The organism is Xenorhabdus sp. Sc-CR9 (assembly GCF_963897815.1).
Lineage (GTDB): Bacteria > Pseudomonadota > Gammaproteobacteria > Enterobacterales > Enterobacteriaceae > Xenorhabdus.
This window is the reverse complement of sequence record NZ_CAWQTY010000055.1, coordinates 41,983-56,564: the sequence shown is the minus strand read 5'-3', so window position 1 is coordinate 56,564 and position 14,582 is coordinate 41,983. Positions and strand designations below refer to the sequence as shown.

The following is a 14,582-nucleotide window of genomic DNA, read 5'->3' as shown; positions in this document are numbered from 1 at the left end:
TTTCCTGTGTTATTCTCGTTCGTCAGTGGCTAAGTAAACCTGATTTCCAGCTCTTTTACCAATAGCGATTACTAACAAAACAATAACATGGTCATTGACCTCGTATGCTAAACGATAGCCAGAAGAACGTAATTTGATTTTGTAGCGATTATTGCGGCCACTCAATCGAGCAGAAGGTATATGGGGATTTTCTAAACGTTCAGCTAATTTCTTTTTGAACTGCCCACGGATAGGATGCCCTAGTTTTTCCCACTCTTTTAGTGCCCGCTTTTCAAATTTGAGACTATAAATCATTGAGATTGACGCTCACAAATTCAGCGGATTTCATCCGTTCATCTGCAATCCGATTTAATTCGGCATCTTCTGCAAGTTCTAAATAGTAAGCGTAAAGCTCCGGCGGAACACAATAGAATGCAGGTTCATTACGATTAAGGATAGCGACAGCCCCACCTTCACCATCAGCTACTGTTCCCATTGGATTGCGTTTCAAATCGGTAATGCTGGCTGCTATTGTTGTCAGGATCTGATAAGACATATTGCTTTCCTTGTTGAAATTTTATTCAATATAGCATCTTTAAAAGCATTGTTTAAAGACTTATATGGTTCGTGTATAAATCATAAGGAATCAACCAACCCAATAAACTGCCTATAAAGCGCTTCAGCACTGCGCTCATAGCCGGCAGCGGAAAGATGAACATAATCAGGACGGGCGAGGTTTTGTTGTTTCCATCCCCTGACTGAACACGGCCCGCCCATATATTCCCGCCAATCCCAGAACAAAGTGTGCTGTTTTTTAGCAACGGCTTGCTGAATTTGAATCACATTATCGAGCAGGGTTGATTGTTGCTCTCCACAGCCTGTTGCGGTTTTGTTTTTCAGTGAATCATTCGGCCCAATCAGCAGGATCACAGCTTGTGGCATTGCTTTGCGAATATCTTGTATTCTGGCTGTCAGATCTCTCTGATAAGTAGCCAAATCCAGTGTATCGTTAAAAGCTTCATTGGTGCCGTAGGCGAGGAGCACCATATCGGGTTTCATTTGCGATAGTGTATCAATCCACTCTGGCTGCCACTTATCGAGCATATTAATGGTGGCACCGTTAATGCCCAATGCGGATAACATGATGCCGGGATTCTGACGTTTTATCAGCCAGCCGCCGATTTTCAATTGTGTATCCTGTGGGTAAAGATTGACTGGAAAACGAACATCCTGCACAGGCGAGAAACGCCACTCACTTTGTGTTGCAGGTAAATTCATTGTGGCAGCCGGCGTTTTAATTTCAGTTGAGTCATGGGATTGATAGAGCACGCTTAGCCAGTATTTACCACGCGCAGAGGGAGAGTCCATTCGCATGGCACTGTTGGTACTTTCTGGAATGGCAATAAATCCGCCCAGAGGATAATCTGCCCGATTATCTTTTCGGCTGCTTGAAAGCCACCATCCTGTTTTATCTTCGGTAAATTTCACTGTAGCAGTACGCTGTCCGGGGATATTCATTGGGGGGATAAAACCAGGCCCGGCATCGCCATAACGATCCTGCAATAAGCTGCGTAATTTGCCGGTAAAAAAATCGGCTGCGGTATGTGAATCACCCAATTGTACAAAATGAAGCTGTCGAGTATCACTATGGCGCAGTTTATTGGTCAGCAATACGAAATTCGGATCACCAAAATCTGCTAGTTGATGCTGACGGTATGTCTGCGTTATTTGGAGTTCTGATAAGGGCTTGGATTTTTTCCAGTGGCATGATAATAGGCTCACAGAGAACGCAATAACCAGACCTGCACCCATTATCCGGTAAAACCAACGGAATCTTTTAAATGGTTGCATCTTCTTTAACTGGCTCCTGAATAAATGTGATCAATGAAAACAGATAATTTGAGATGGTTTGTTGCCCGCTTAAACTGAAATGAATGCCGTCTCCGCTGCGGAGTTTGAACCTGCTGCTGCCATCACCAACATAATCTGAATAATTATCTGACTGATATTTGAACATATCATTAACGGCAACATATATCTCTCCCATTTTTTCGACCTCTGTCCGATACAGCTTATTGAGATAAACCATATTGCTGGAGAGTTTTTTCTGACGCATATTAGGCGGCCCAACCCAAATGACATCCACCTGACGCTGGCGAGCGTCATTTAATATTGTTTCAATACGTTGGCGATAAAGATTTTCCCAATCTTCACTGGCGAATTTCAAATAGGCACCACCGCGTTTTGTCGGTATATCCCACGGATCATTCGGGCCTAAAAATATCACGACCAATTTAATATCAGCGTTCTCTCTTAAGGCATTACTGATGGTTTTCGGCCAATCAAAGAAGCTGGGATAAGACAAGCCTGTACTTTGCTTACTTAAGTTAATACTGGAAATACCATATTCTTTAGTAAGACGACGTTTTAAGTGTGGGGCGACTCCCTGCATCATGGAATCACCGGCAAATAGCACCTTGTCTTTTATACCCAGACTGACATGAATTTTGGGGACAATTTCAACGGCAGCGCTTTGCACAGTACCGTTTCGGAGTAATGGGGACTGAACGAGCTTAATATTTTTTTGCAGTAACTCCGGAAATGTGAAAGAAAGGTTTTTGATGGGATGCACATAACCTTCCAGAAAGCGCAAACCTATCTGGAAATCAGGGAGAAATACCGTTCGGGTGGCATTGATATTCATGGAGTGTGATGGATCATCCTGATATTTACCCTTCGCATATGCCATAAATGTCTTACTGGCTGCAATTGCGCCTTGCTGAATATTATGGCCTAAATCCCACAGTGGCTCTCCTTTGATAGATGCCCAGGGACTGTTGCGGTGGTATTTCTGTTGCCAGAAATTATCCAACGAACCTTGATTCAGCCAGATCAGCATTAAGCTGGTTAAGATAATAACGCTAGTGATTTGTCCGACTTTTTTAAGATTAGATTTAAATTCAGAAGTTGGCATAAATAAATCCCGGCATTCCAGAAGGTGACAAAATAAATACCAAAGTAAGGATCAGTGCTAAGGAAATTGGGTAATAAGCCCAGGAAATCAGATTATGTCTCTGTTCAATCTTGTTTCTGAGATTCACGAGCCACGGATAGATAATAAAGAACGACCAGAAAGCCATTAATAACCCACCGCTGGATAACAAAGCCGCAAAAGTCTCTCCTGAAAACAGTTGAACCAGGATAGCTAAAGCATCATTAAAGGTTGGGCTACGAAAAAAGACCCAGGCAAAGCAGACAAAATGGAATGTCACCACACGGGATAAAAATAGAGAAACAGGGTTTTTCGTTTGTTGTTCATTATATTTTTTTGCAACAGGAAACAGCGCATTTTTAATATTCAGGAGAATTAACCCTAAGCCATGAATGGCTCCCCAGATAATAAAACAGAGTCCTGCGCCATGCCATAAGCCGGAAATCACCATCGCCGTAAACATATTCAGGTTTTTGCGGAATATGCCTTTTTTGTTCCCTCCCAGTGGAATATAGACATAATCGCGGATGAAGGTTGACAGACTGATATGCCAACGTCGCCAAAATGCCTGTAAATTCTCTGCGAGATAAGGAGCATCAAAGTTGCGTGGTACATTAAAACCCAATAACAGAGCGATACCAGTGACAAGATCGGTATAGCCGGAAAAGTTAAAATAGATATTCCAGGCGTAAGCATAAATTGCGACAAGGATTTGACCGGCATGGTAACTTGTCGGGTCTTCAAAAACGGGATTGACAAAATTTTCAGACAGCGTCGAACTGAGCAAAAAGAGTTTTATGATAGCGAATGCGATCAATAATAGCGCCTTGAACGGTTCCAGCATCATTCTCGATGATGCCTGAATCTGCGGTAGAAAATCTTTGGCCCGGTTAATCGGGCCAGCGACAATACTGGGGAAAAAGCAAAGATACAAAATAACATCAGACAACGGAGCTGCGGGCAGCTCTTTTTTACACACTGATACAACATAACTGACTGAATGGAATGCATAGAATGACAATCCTAATGGCATCAGTAATTCAAGAACAGGCAATTCCACGGTAATTCCAATATTGGCTAATGATTGTTGAATTGTCTCTTGGAAGAAAGAGTAATACTTGAAGGCAGTGAAGCAGCTGAGAATACCAAATGTCAGGAGAGTGAATATGATTTTATTGGATAAATAACGGCTAAGAATATTCGCTAAAAAGTAAATAAATAGAGTATAAGAGAATAAAATATAGGCGAATTTTGCTGAGAAAGAGAATAAAAATAAATAACTAACTAAAATCAACAAGCTATTCTGTAGCTTAGGGGCTTTTTGTAAAAGCCAGTAAACAAGAAGCAGAATCACAAACGATCCAAGAAACTCAAAAGAAAAAAAATTCATATTAGGCTCTGGCTAACCATATCGTTGGGAAAAGAAACGTAATTTTGGGGTACATTATAATATGGAATTTACCTATGTTTACAATAGGTAATTAATATGGAGAGTTATAAAAAAATCCACTTTGTAAATAATACAAAGTGGATGGTAGAGAGACTGTTGCACAGGCGATTCCATCGCCTTTTTGTCTAATAATGAGTGAGCATTAAACTGCAAGTCATTTTTAGCATGTTATCCTTAATATATTCTCCTTAACAGATTGTTTTTGGAGAATTTATCTGCATTTATTAGAGTGCTAATTCCTGTACTTCCGAAATCAGGTTTTTATTGCCATTAAATACCCGGTGTAAATATCGATTATAGTTAGCACCCAGTTCGGAATAACCATTGAGATTATCAATCAATTTACTGGTATTCAGTGTTTTCTGCGTTGTTCTCTGGTTTGCCCGTGAAGAGCGTAGTGACTCATAGGCACGGTGAGTATTCAGATTTTTCATATAAGCAACGACAGAATCGTCAATCGTATGGTAAACAGAATAACCTTTGATCTTTCCTTTGATCTTGCCACAAGAAGCACAACGCATTCCGAACAGGTTATTGTTTTTCTGGGCAAGCTCCGAAGTTCCCCAGCCTGATTCTGCCGCCGCCTGAGTGGCAACAAAATGGGTCGGTATAATGTCAACCCGACTTAGCAGTCTATCCCAATTGACCTGTCTTGGTGAATTGCAGGTCATTTTATAATCTATACAGATTTTTTTTAGCCGATCGATATCCTGTACAGACCAGTGGACTGTTTTCTGGTGTGACAGGAGCCATTTGCGGTCTTGCATAATTTTTTGGTTATGCTGATCAACTACAGGGACAACAATATTTAAAAACGCTTTCTTCCGGGGTGTACCTGAAGGGTATTTTCGCAAATCGGGCAAATTTTTCTGAATGCCATTGTGAGAATACTCTTTCATTTCTGTGGTACTGGTCGAGGCATCGCTCAGACCGGTAAAGATTAATGAGATAAAGAAAGCGAAGACCGCAGTTGTCCTCATCATTCGAGAGGGCATTTGCTTCTCCTCGTTTTATTACTATGTTTTATTACTATGGATAAAAAAACAAACGAATATTAGCAGGGCAAACAATATATGGCTACTGTTATTCGTCATTCATAAAATTAGTTTCTGTAACGAATATTAGCACTCTACTGACAAATATCTATATTTTTTATGGTGTATGGTAAGTTAATGTAATGATTGTTGTAATTTTATCTGGCGATTTTAACTATAAAGTCAATGTTTTTGTTTTGGAACTTTATTTTCTATCTCTGGATTTTATATTTAATATTTTGTTTTTATTCGTTATTTTTTCATATCTATGATGGATTTTGTTTTTTTATTTTAACATAAAGTTATATACATTTTTTGTATATAAATTTGTTTATGTTGATTCTATGTGTAACTTTGATTTCTTCCTGAAAACAGAGCTTATTATTGATGTTTCACCTCAATTTTAGTTCATTAAGAACATGATAATTTTGAGATATTTTTTATTGATTATGCGTTGTACCTTTGAATTTTCTCTAGAGAATTTTTCTTAACATGATATTTATATATAAATTAAGTTAATTAAGTATGAAAAGGAAATAATGGAAAAAATAAATATTATTTAATTGTATAACCCGAATTCTGCTTAAGTCGCTGCTGGGAAATCGTCATCTGAGTAGAAAATCTTTGGTGACGGTTTCTTTTCTTTAACACAGTAAGCAAGCGATCCACCTAAAACGGTCAACTGAAATCCTTCTATAATTCGGTGGCGAGAATGCTCTATTTGAGGAATAAGCTTCAATTGACCATTAATTATTTCGATAATAAACCGCTTTAATAACATTATGCTATCCCACTCTGTCTGCGTTTGTGCTTTCATGTTCCGGCGAGCACCAAAACATTGCTCCTGGAACAGGCTTCTCGTCAATTTCTTATCCAGAATTCGGGTTTATATATTAAAAGTGAAAAGCAAGATTTGATCTCCAGATTGTGTTCTATGCGATTCCTCAAAAGCATAGCTAACCATATGTTTATAAAAACGGTGACTGGGTGTAGTTGTAAAGAATGATTTAGTTTGTGATTCTGAGAAATTAAAATATAGTCATGGTAATGAAAAGTATTATTATATTTTTTATTGAATCAATAAATTCATAAGTTATACCCTTTAGCCAGTTGGTAAAATCATCTCTGGTTTAATTTTTAACTAATGCAAAGTTCTTGAACAGAATGGAGTGTTCAGTTATAGGTAAGTAACTTAATTATGGGCTTTCTTATTTTATCATCACCAGTAAATAGCATTATCATTCCAATTTTTTCTGGTTAAGAAGTGAATTATTCTTAATGGATTCGATTAAAAAAATGAAGTTAAGATGCAAAAAGAATCAGGGAGCTTAATCTCCCTGATTATGCATTATGAAAGATAAATATCATATTATAACCACTTAGCAACGCCGCCGTGGCGAGAGCAGACTCCTTTATTAGATTTGCTCTTGCTATAAGTCCCGTCTTTACAAAGTGCCGTATTGGCGCCTTTTTTTGCGGGTTTATTACTCTTCTTGGATGCTTTTTGCTTTTTTGCTTTTTTGGTTACTTTTTTCTCTGGCGAGTTAACTTTGTTTTTTGTGGATTTAACATTATTTTCAACTGCTGTTGCGGTTTTTGAAACGGCTTCAGATGAGGTGGATACCGCGGGTGCTGCAAGTACTGTACTTGAAAATAACACCAGTAATGCGGTAACTGATAACTTCAAGCTTTTCATCACTTATATCCTCTGGTTAGAGTACGTAAATACGAAATCTACTCTTGCAATCTGGAGTATAGTTTTGAATGATATGATTGTAAATTTGATATAGGTAATAATTTTATAGATGTTTACTTTTAATTATTAAATCGTTTTTATCGGTAACTAATTGTATTTACATTTTACCCTACTATTTTCGCATTGAAATAGACAAGGAAAATCAAATAAATATTACAGATTGCTGAGGAATGGGATAACAATTATCGTGAGAGGTATATGTTTTAAATAAATAGTGAAAATCGTATAATATTTGTTATTTTCCATATCGTTATATTAATTTCACAACAGAATTACTCCATGAATACGTAATCTATGCAATTAGCCTTGCATGGAAACCTTGGGGAAGCGATCACTTAGCTAATTATTTCCTGTATTTGTTCTACTGACAGGTTTGCGATGCGACTTATTCAAGGCAGTTGGATAACGGGAAGTCACGGATACAATTTTGATGCTCTGATGGCTGATTTGAAATCGATGAGTCAACTAGTGCGTGCTCAGGATTTTGAGGTAAAAAATAACACTGAAAATGAGGAGAATGACATTGTGCAAAAAGTGACAATCATTACAGGAGGTTCACGGGGTATTGGTAAGGCTACCGCGCTTTGTTTGGCAAAACGGGGTCATCATGTCTGCATTGGGTATCGTAGCCATGAAGAACAAGCTAATGAAGTGGTGGATATGATCCGTGCTCTTGGGCAGCCAGCAATGGCAGTTCAAGTGGATATCGCAGATGAAAAACAAGTCATGATGTTATTCCAGCGGGCGGAAAAGGAGCTGGGGTACATTTCTGGATTAGTGAACAATGCCGGAATTTTAAAGCCTCAAGCGACTATTGAGCAGTTAACTGCGGAAAGGTTAAATGAAATCTTTGCAACGAATATTACCGGTACTTTTCTTTGTTCCCGCGAAGCTGTCAAAAGAATGGCTTTTCGTCATGGTGGACACGGTGGCGTAATCGTGAATATGTCTTCCGCTGCCGCCAGACTGGGTTCTCCTCATGAATATGTTGATTATGCGGCATCGAAAGGTGCCATTGATACAATGACAATAGGGTTGGCACAAGAAGTGGCTGCACAGGGTATTAGAATAAATACAGTACGTCCGGGGTTTATCTATACTGACATGCATGCTGATGGTGGGGAGCCTGAACGCGTTGATAGAATCAAGGATTTTTTGCCGATGAAACGCGGTGGTCAGCCAGAAGAAGTTGCTCAGGCCATTGCATGGCTGCTATCGAATGAATCATCATATGTTACGGGCAATTTTATTGACTTGGCTGGTGGGAAATAAACATTATTGTGGGCATAGATTGCCACGCAGCAACTTGAGACTGATGGGACATATCCGGGTTCCGTAAGCCGGAATTCTCTCAATGATTTTCCGGCTAATTATTTTAAACATGTGGTTTCAAATACATGGTTTTAACTGCATGATTTTAAATACATAGATTTTAAATATATTGCCTTAAACACAGGTTTTAAACATAGAAGGTTTTTAAACAGATAACATCATTTAAATGAACCGTGGTTTTAAATTGACAATAGTATTAAGCCCGCATTTCCATCAACTTTGGCTTAAGAGTAATCTTGCCGGGTTCCACCTCAATATGAATAGGCTGTTCTATTAAGTTGCTGATTGTTAACCAGTCCCCCGCGATATAAAGCTCACCATTCTCACGAATGCTATCGATCCCTTCATAGGGATTATCTTCTACTTCTTTGATCAAACTGACTAAATCTATATTGGGAGCAACGAGAGAGATAATGAGACCATTGGAAAATTGTGATATGTGAAATAACTCATTTGCGGTAAATCCAGCATCGCGGAGTTCACAGCCATTAAGTATTAATTCCGGAATATCAATGTCAGTCTGGCGAAATGAAACATGAAGGCTCATTTATACGTTCCTTGTGTTATTTGGGTGTACGACGATACTTTATCAGCACTTTGCCCGCACTGCACCGCGGAATTATATGTGTTTTTATTTGTACCGCACTCATTGATTAATGATCGATATCTACCCTAGCGTTTAGTTGACTAACATGCTATCGACAATGTTGTTCTTTGAGAAGTGACTCGCAAAAAATTACTGTATATTTATACAATATTAAATATTTTGTTTCAATTACATTGCGAAATCATTTTTTAAATAGACGACATAACGTAATAGTAGGGGGATTTATTTGGCAGATTATAATTTGATTTATTTTAGTCATATTTTTTGAATGATTTTATAGTTATTTTTTATAGTTATTTTTTATAGTTATTTTTTATAGTTATTTTTTATAGTTATTATTTCCCTGGTATACTTTTTTAATTGGTTTTAACATTATTATGTTTATTATTTTATTAGAAATGAAATATTTCATGTATACCCAATGGATATTGGGATACAACCGACAAAACTATCATTTGAAAGACGGTGGGTATATGAATAATAGGGATCTTTTGGTATTTTCATTAATGAGTTCCCAATGATTTAATTTATGTGAATAATTGTTATTGCATTTTTTTAATAGGTAAATTTGAATGAAACGTATTCCAGAACCTTTTCGCATTAAAATGGTAGAAAATATTAGAATGACAAACCGCTCAGAGCGTGAAGCTGCATTGGAAATGGCAGGATATAATCCATTTATGCTGCCTTCTGATATGGTTTATATTGATTTTCTGACTGACTCTGGAACAGGAGCAATGAGTAATCATCAATGGGCGGGCATGATGATGGGGGATGAATCTTATGCAGGATCTCGTAACTATTACCATTTAGCTGATAAAGTCAAAGAATTGATTGGTTACCAATATACTATTCCCACTCATCAGGGACGTGGTGCAGAGCAAATTTTATTTCCTGCTTTGATTGCCCGTAACAAATTAAAAAGTGGCGCGAAACATCCTGTATTTATTTCTAATTTTCATTTTGATACGACTATGGCACACGTTGAATTAAATGGTGCTAAAGCGGTCAATGTTGTTACCAATAAAGCCTTTGATACAAATAATTATTATGATTGGAAAGGTAACTTTGATATCGAGATGCTCAAACAGACTATCAGGGAATACGGTGAAGATAATATTGTAGCGATTATAACGACTATTACCTGTAATAGTACGGGAGGGCAACCCGTTTCTCTTGCCAATATGAAAGCGGTATATGAGATAGCAAGACAATATGATATTCCTGTCGTGATTGATTCAGCACGTTTTTGTGAAAATGCGTGGTTTATTAAACAAAGGGAAGAAGGTTACGCAGATAAATCCATCAAGGAAATTATCAAAGAAATATATCAATATGGCGATATGCTTACAATGTCAGCGAAAAAAGATCCGATGGTGAATATAGGTGGTCTTTGTAGTTTTCGTGATAATGAGGCATTGTTTAATGAAGTGTGTATTCGCTGTATTCCGATGGAAGGGTTTGTAACTTATGGAGGATTGAGTGGGCGAGATATGGAAGCGTTGGCGATAGGTCTTGAAGAAGGGATGGATGAAGATTTTCTATCTTACCGTATTAATCAGGTAACTTATCTGGGGGAACAGCTAAGAAAAGTGGGGATTCCTGTTCAGTATCCCATCGGAGGCCATGCTGTTTTTGTTGATGCGAAATTATTTTTGCCCCATATACCCAGCGATCAATTCCCGGCTCATGCATTGAACAATGAATTATATCTGGAAGCAGGTATCCGAAGTGTGGAAATTGGCTCTTTGTTATTGGGGCGTAATCCCGAAACAGGCAAACAAAGAGAATCACCAATGGAACTGATGAGATTAACTATTCCTCGCCGTGTTTATACCAATGATCATATGGATTATGTTGTTGAAGCATTTATGGAATTGAAGGCGAGGGCATCGAGCATCAAGGGATTAACTTTTACCTATGAACCACCGATATTACGTCATTTTATGGCGAGGCTGAAACCGATTTCAGATATGTGATAATTAGTGAACAAGTTACTTCACTCAATTATATTTTTATCCTTCAATCCTTCAATCCTTCAATCCGCAGCTTTGTTAGCTGCGTTTACCCTTCTCAGCGATATATACTTGTCATCTTGCAAGTTGCAGCTTTGTTGGCTGAATCTTGACATGCATTGTGTATATTATCATATAAGTACGTTGTCATATTTATGACATGAATTAGTCGTGTAACTGTTATTAATTTCATCTCTAATATCCTATTTTATTTATTTTCAGTATATTAGATCAGCAATGGTTATTTTTTATCTTTTTATATGTCAGATGACTAAAAGAGATTGCCTGACTGTCTTATTTGTCGCATTATTTAATATATCAGGTTTTCTACACTATTTTTGGTGATCACTGATAATGCAAATAATAATCTAACTGTATAACGTATTTTTTGATGATTTTTTGTATTTTTATGAGAGGTGGTTAATATGATTTTTTTTAAAATAAAAATGATTTAATGGTTTTCGTGTGTTGTCAATAATCATGTTAAAAATCTTCTTTTTCGGTTTTTTTGCAAAGATTTAATTCCTGAAATAAATAATTAAATTTTAAGACTTTCGTTTTATGAATAGTTTTAATTAAAGATAAGACAATTAACTACCACAGAGAGTAACTCATTATGTTAAAACGTAAATATTTAACTCAATCTGAAATTGAGCAATTATTGGCTGAATTAGAAAAAGGTGCCAATGCAGAGCGTAATATTTGTATGCTTTTTATGGGATTTATTCACGGATTTCGTGTTTCTGAGCTGTTGAGATTGCGTATATCTGATGTTGATCTACGTGACCGTAGTTTGAGTGTTAACCGTTTGAAAAATGGTTTTTCTACAATTCATCCCATGGTTTCAAAAGAAATTCAATTAATTCGTAAGTGGTTGAATATGCGTAAGAAACTGGAAAAATTCGGCAAGAGTGAATGGTTATTTATTTCCCGAACCGGTGAGCCTTTGTCACGACAACAGTTCTATAAAATCATCAGAAACACAAGTATCAATGCACAAATTGCGATTTGCGCGAATCCGCACATGTTGCGCCATTCTTGCGGTTATGCGTTAGCGGATAATGGTGTTGATACGCGATTGATTCAAGACTATTTAGGTCATCGCAATATTCGTCATACAGTCAGGTATACCGCGAGTAACGCTGGTCGCTTTGATGGAATTTGGCGGGCAAGAGGGAAGCGAAAAAGAGTTACATTTAGTACCAAACTGTTAACCCATGTAGATTAACTTATTAAAATATAAAATTACAATATATTAAATCTTTAATTTACAACAAATCAGTTTTTTTGTCTTTCGATATCGAAACAGGAATTTTTAATGATGATTTGGAATGAAATTATAGAAATGAGTTATGAATTTCTTGGTAATTATATAGAAAATTAATGCTGTTAATTAAACTCTACTGATCATAGAGTTGAAAAAATATTTTGCTAATGAGAAAAAAATAGTTAGTTTAAAAAAGATAAAATCAATGGAGTTAACAGTTTGGTACTAAATGTTAACTTGTAAATCGGATTATTCATTGATGTGCTAACTGAATAAACCTGTTGAAAGACGAAAAGTGTCAACCTTATTTAGGATGAGTCAGAGAAGACAATAAAAGCCCTGCTTATATTACCAAACAGGGCTTTTAATCTCAGCATGATGAATTAAATCTTCACACTGAAACTCTTTGAGCAATACTCAAATTAAGCAGCATTAATACCATACTGTGCACAAACAGAAGCCAGACCACCTGCGTAGCCTTGACCTACTGCACGGAATTTCCATTCCGCATTGTGGCGATACAGTTCACCGAACAGCATGGCGGTTTCGGTAGATGCGTCTTCAGTCAGATCGTAGCGAGCCACTTCAACCTGCGTGTCATCGTTGATCAGACGGATGAAAGCACCGGAAACCTGACCGAAGCTCTGGCTACGAGCTTGTGCATCATGGATAGTGACCACGAATACCACTTTATCTACATCGGCAGGAATTTGATCCAGTTTGATTTTCAGTGATTCATCATCGCCATCTCCTTCACCGGTACGGTTGTCGCCAGTGTGCATGATGGAGCCATCAGAGGATTTCAGGTTGTTGTAGAAAATGAAGTCGGCATCACTGCGCACTTTGCCGTTTGCCGTCAGCAGGAAAGCAGATGCGTCGAGGTCGAAGTCTTGTCCGTCAGTCGAACGGGCATCCCAGCCGAGACCGATCAGAACGTTTTTCATGCTTGGCGCTTCTTTGCTCAGAGAAACGTTACCGCCTTTAGAAAGAGATACACCCATTGTTATTTCCTCTATTAGTCTATTAATTAATTGTTGAGATTTATACCCGTCATTTTTCAAGTTGCAGCTTTGTTGGCTGCATCTTGAAATCCATTGTATAGCTCACCAGATTTAGCTTGCGTTTTCTTTTTGTGGGAACAGCAGGCTGGCAAGAATACCCGCCACCAGTACCCCAATCACGACAAGCAGGCTGGTTGTCGCCGAAATCGAGTAACCGTGGTGGAATATGTGCTCAGAAGCGTTCAGGCCCAGTTTGATGGCGATAAAGAACAACAGGACAATGACTGCTTTTTCCAAGTGCACCAGATATTTTTTCAACGCTTCAAGTACGAAGTAAAGTGTACGCAGGCCCAAGATAGCAAACATCATGGCGCTGTATACAATCAATGGCTCCCGGCTGACAGCAATCACCGCAGGGACAGAATCAAAAGCAAACATCACGTCAGACAGTTCAACCACTGCCAGACACAGCATCAGTGGCGTAGCGTAAAGCGCCGCCTTACCTGCACGACCCACTTTCACATCGGCGTTTTCCTGTTTTGCCAGTTCTGTGTCCACTTCTTTTTGGTTCAGTATAAAAGCATGACCACGCAGTTTCGGCCAGATTGGGAAGAAACGCTTCACCAGACGATAAGCCAGATGCTGTGAATAATCTTCGATTTCATCGTCATCGTCACCGCTTTTCAGCATCATAACCGCAGTCCAGCCAACGATAACCGCAAACACTACCTCAACCCACGGCCCGAGTGATAACAGGCTTGTCCCGATGGCAACAAAAATTCCACGGAAAACGATAGCACCGATAATCCCCCAGTACAGGACACGGTGGCGATAGCGATCCGGAACAGCGAACCAGGAGAAAATCGCCATGATGACAAACAGGTTATCGACGGAAAGTACTTTTTCCAGTGCATAGCCTGTGACAAAAAGGCTGGCGGTTTCCGCGCCGTGATGAATATACAGAAAGCCTGCGAAAACAAAAGCAATGGCGATCCAAAAAATAGACCAAAGTGCGGCACTACGCAGCGAAATCGGCTTATCATCACGATGCATAAAGAGATCGATAAAGAGCGCACCAACCGACAGAAGAATAAATACAGCAACGGTTTCCATCGGAAAACCAATGTGCGTGGATACCATGAAATAAGC

The 14,582-nt window shown here is 38.4% G+C and carries 14 protein-coding genes; 3 read left to right on the top strand and 11 right to left on the bottom strand.

Translation table 11 applies throughout. The features are described from left to right. Positions 1 to 9 precede the first annotated feature (9 nt). From AACQ81_RS03115 to AACQ81_RS03080, 8 genes are all read right to left on the bottom strand, one after another. Positions 10 to 294, bottom strand: a complete 285-nt coding sequence (locus AACQ81_RS03115; RefSeq protein WP_237386268.1) for a type II toxin-antitoxin system RelE family toxin — start codon at positions 292 to 294, stop codon at positions 10 to 12. Then, positions 284 to 535, bottom strand: a complete 252-nt coding sequence (locus tag AACQ81_RS03110) for a type II toxin-antitoxin system Phd/YefM family antitoxin (protein ID WP_237386267.1) — start codon at positions 533 to 535, stop codon at positions 284 to 286. Before AACQ81_RS03110 ends, AACQ81_RS03115 begins: the two co-directional genes overlap by 11 nt. An 80-nt stretch (positions 536 to 615) precedes the next feature. Next, positions 616 to 1,830, bottom strand: a complete 1,215-nt coding sequence (locus AACQ81_RS03105) for an SGNH/GDSL hydrolase family protein (RefSeq protein ID WP_237386266.1) — start codon at positions 1,828 to 1,830, stop codon at positions 616 to 618. Next, complete coding sequence (locus AACQ81_RS03100; RefSeq protein WP_237386265.1) at positions 1,817 to 2,953, bottom strand: SGNH/GDSL hydrolase family protein; 1,137 nt, start codon at positions 2,951 to 2,953, stop codon at positions 1,817 to 1,819. The genes AACQ81_RS03105 and AACQ81_RS03100 overlap by 14 nt, the downstream gene beginning before the upstream one ends. After that, positions 2,940 to 4,361, bottom strand: a complete 1,422-nt coding sequence (locus AACQ81_RS03095; protein WP_237386264.1) for an MBOAT family O-acyltransferase — start codon at positions 4,359 to 4,361, stop codon at positions 2,940 to 2,942. The genes AACQ81_RS03100 and AACQ81_RS03095 overlap by 14 nt, the downstream gene beginning before the upstream one ends. A gap of 284 nt (positions 4,362 to 4,645) precedes the next feature. Continuing rightward, a complete protein-coding gene (locus tag AACQ81_RS03090; RefSeq protein ID WP_237386263.1) occupies positions 4,646 to 5,416 on the bottom strand; it encodes a protein bax in 771 nt (256 codons plus the stop codon). 622 nt (positions 5,417 to 6,038) lie between these two features. Further along, on the bottom strand, positions 6,039 to 6,335 hold the full coding sequence (locus tag AACQ81_RS03085) for a transposase (protein WP_443089531.1): 297 nt from the start codon (positions 6,333 to 6,335) through the stop codon (positions 6,039 to 6,041). Positions 6,336 to 6,824: 489 nt separating this feature from the next. Beyond that, a complete protein-coding gene (locus AACQ81_RS03080) occupies positions 6,825 to 7,151 on the bottom strand; it encodes a DUF3761 domain-containing protein (protein ID WP_237386262.1) in 327 nt (108 codons plus the stop codon). Positions 7,152 to 7,736: 585 nt separating this feature from the next. On the opposite strand from AACQ81_RS03080, the gene AACQ81_RS03075 reads away from it, so the two are divergent. After that, entirely contained in the window at positions 7,737 to 8,483 is a 747-nt protein-coding gene (locus tag AACQ81_RS03075) for an SDR family oxidoreductase (protein WP_443089530.1), read from the top strand. A gap of 256 nt (positions 8,484 to 8,739) precedes the next feature. Here the strand turns inward: AACQ81_RS03075 and AACQ81_RS03070 are convergent, their stop codons facing one another. Beyond that, positions 8,740 to 9,090, bottom strand: coding sequence for a SymE family type I addiction module toxin (locus AACQ81_RS03070; RefSeq protein ID WP_237386261.1), 351 nt, complete (start codon positions 9,088 to 9,090; stop codon positions 8,740 to 8,742). Between the two features lie 632 nt (positions 9,091 to 9,722). Between AACQ81_RS03070 and tnaA the strand changes: the two genes are divergently transcribed. Together tnaA and AACQ81_RS03060 are read left to right on the top strand one after the other, a co-directional pair. After that, a complete protein-coding gene (gene tnaA / locus AACQ81_RS03065; RefSeq protein ID WP_237386260.1) occupies positions 9,723 to 11,129 on the top strand; it encodes a tryptophanase in 1,407 nt (468 codons plus the stop codon). A 652-nt stretch (positions 11,130 to 11,781) separates the two neighbouring features. Next, complete coding sequence (locus tag AACQ81_RS03060; RefSeq protein WP_237386259.1) at positions 11,782 to 12,393, top strand: tyrosine-type DNA invertase; 612 nt, start codon at positions 11,782 to 11,784, stop codon at positions 12,391 to 12,393. A 461-nt stretch (positions 12,394 to 12,854) separates the two neighbouring features. Here AACQ81_RS03060 and AACQ81_RS03055 read toward each other — a convergent pair whose 3' ends face one another. Together AACQ81_RS03055 and AACQ81_RS03050 are read right to left on the bottom strand one after the other, a co-directional pair. Further along, positions 12,855 to 13,433, bottom strand: a complete 579-nt coding sequence (locus tag AACQ81_RS03055) for a TerD family protein (protein ID WP_237386258.1) — start codon at positions 13,431 to 13,433, stop codon at positions 12,855 to 12,857. Between the two features lie 111 nt (positions 13,434 to 13,544). Then, the gene (locus AACQ81_RS03050; protein WP_237386257.1) at positions 13,545 to 14,573 is read right to left on the bottom strand and encodes a TerC/Alx family metal homeostasis membrane protein; all 1,029 of its coding nucleotides are present in this window, start codon (positions 14,571 to 14,573) and stop codon (positions 13,545 to 13,547) included. Positions 14,574 to 14,582 lie beyond the last annotated feature (9 nt).

Coding starts and splice junctions, on each gene's coding strand:
- AACQ81_RS03060 (WP_237386259.1), top strand. CDS start 11,782: ATGTTAAAACGTAAATATTTAACTCAATCTGAAATTGAGCAATTATTG.
- AACQ81_RS03070 (WP_237386261.1), bottom strand. CDS start 9,090: ATGAGCCTTCATGTTTCATTTCGCCAGACTGACATTGATATTCCGGAA.
- AACQ81_RS03110 (WP_237386267.1), bottom strand. CDS start 535: ATGTCTTATCAGATCCTGACAACAATAGCAGCCAGCATTACCGATTTG.
- AACQ81_RS03100 (WP_237386265.1), bottom strand. CDS start 2,953: ATGCCAACTTCTGAATTTAAATCTAATCTTAAAAAAGTCGGACAAATC.
- AACQ81_RS03105 (WP_237386266.1), bottom strand. CDS start 1,830: ATGCAACCATTTAAAAGATTCCGTTGGTTTTACCGGATAATGGGTGCA.
- AACQ81_RS03095 (WP_237386264.1), bottom strand. CDS start 4,361: ATGAATTTTTTTTCTTTTGAGTTTCTTGGATCGTTTGTGATTCTGCTT.
- tnaA (WP_237386260.1), top strand. CDS start 9,723: ATGAAACGTATTCCAGAACCTTTTCGCATTAAAATGGTAGAAAATATT.
- AACQ81_RS03050 (WP_237386257.1), bottom strand. CDS start 14,573: ATGGTATCCACGCACATTGGTTTTCCGATGGAAACCGTTGCTGTATTT.
- AACQ81_RS03090 (WP_237386263.1), bottom strand. CDS start 5,416: ATGCCCTCTCGAATGATGAGGACAACTGCGGTCTTCGCTTTCTTTATC.
- AACQ81_RS03080 (WP_237386262.1), bottom strand. CDS start 7,151: ATGAAAAGCTTGAAGTTATCAGTTACCGCATTACTGGTGTTATTTTCA.
- AACQ81_RS03115 (WP_237386268.1), bottom strand. CDS start 294: ATGATTTATAGTCTCAAATTTGAAAAGCGGGCACTAAAAGAGTGGGAA.
- AACQ81_RS03055 (WP_237386258.1), bottom strand. CDS start 13,433: ATGGGTGTATCTCTTTCTAAAGGCGGTAACGTTTCTCTGAGCAAAGAA.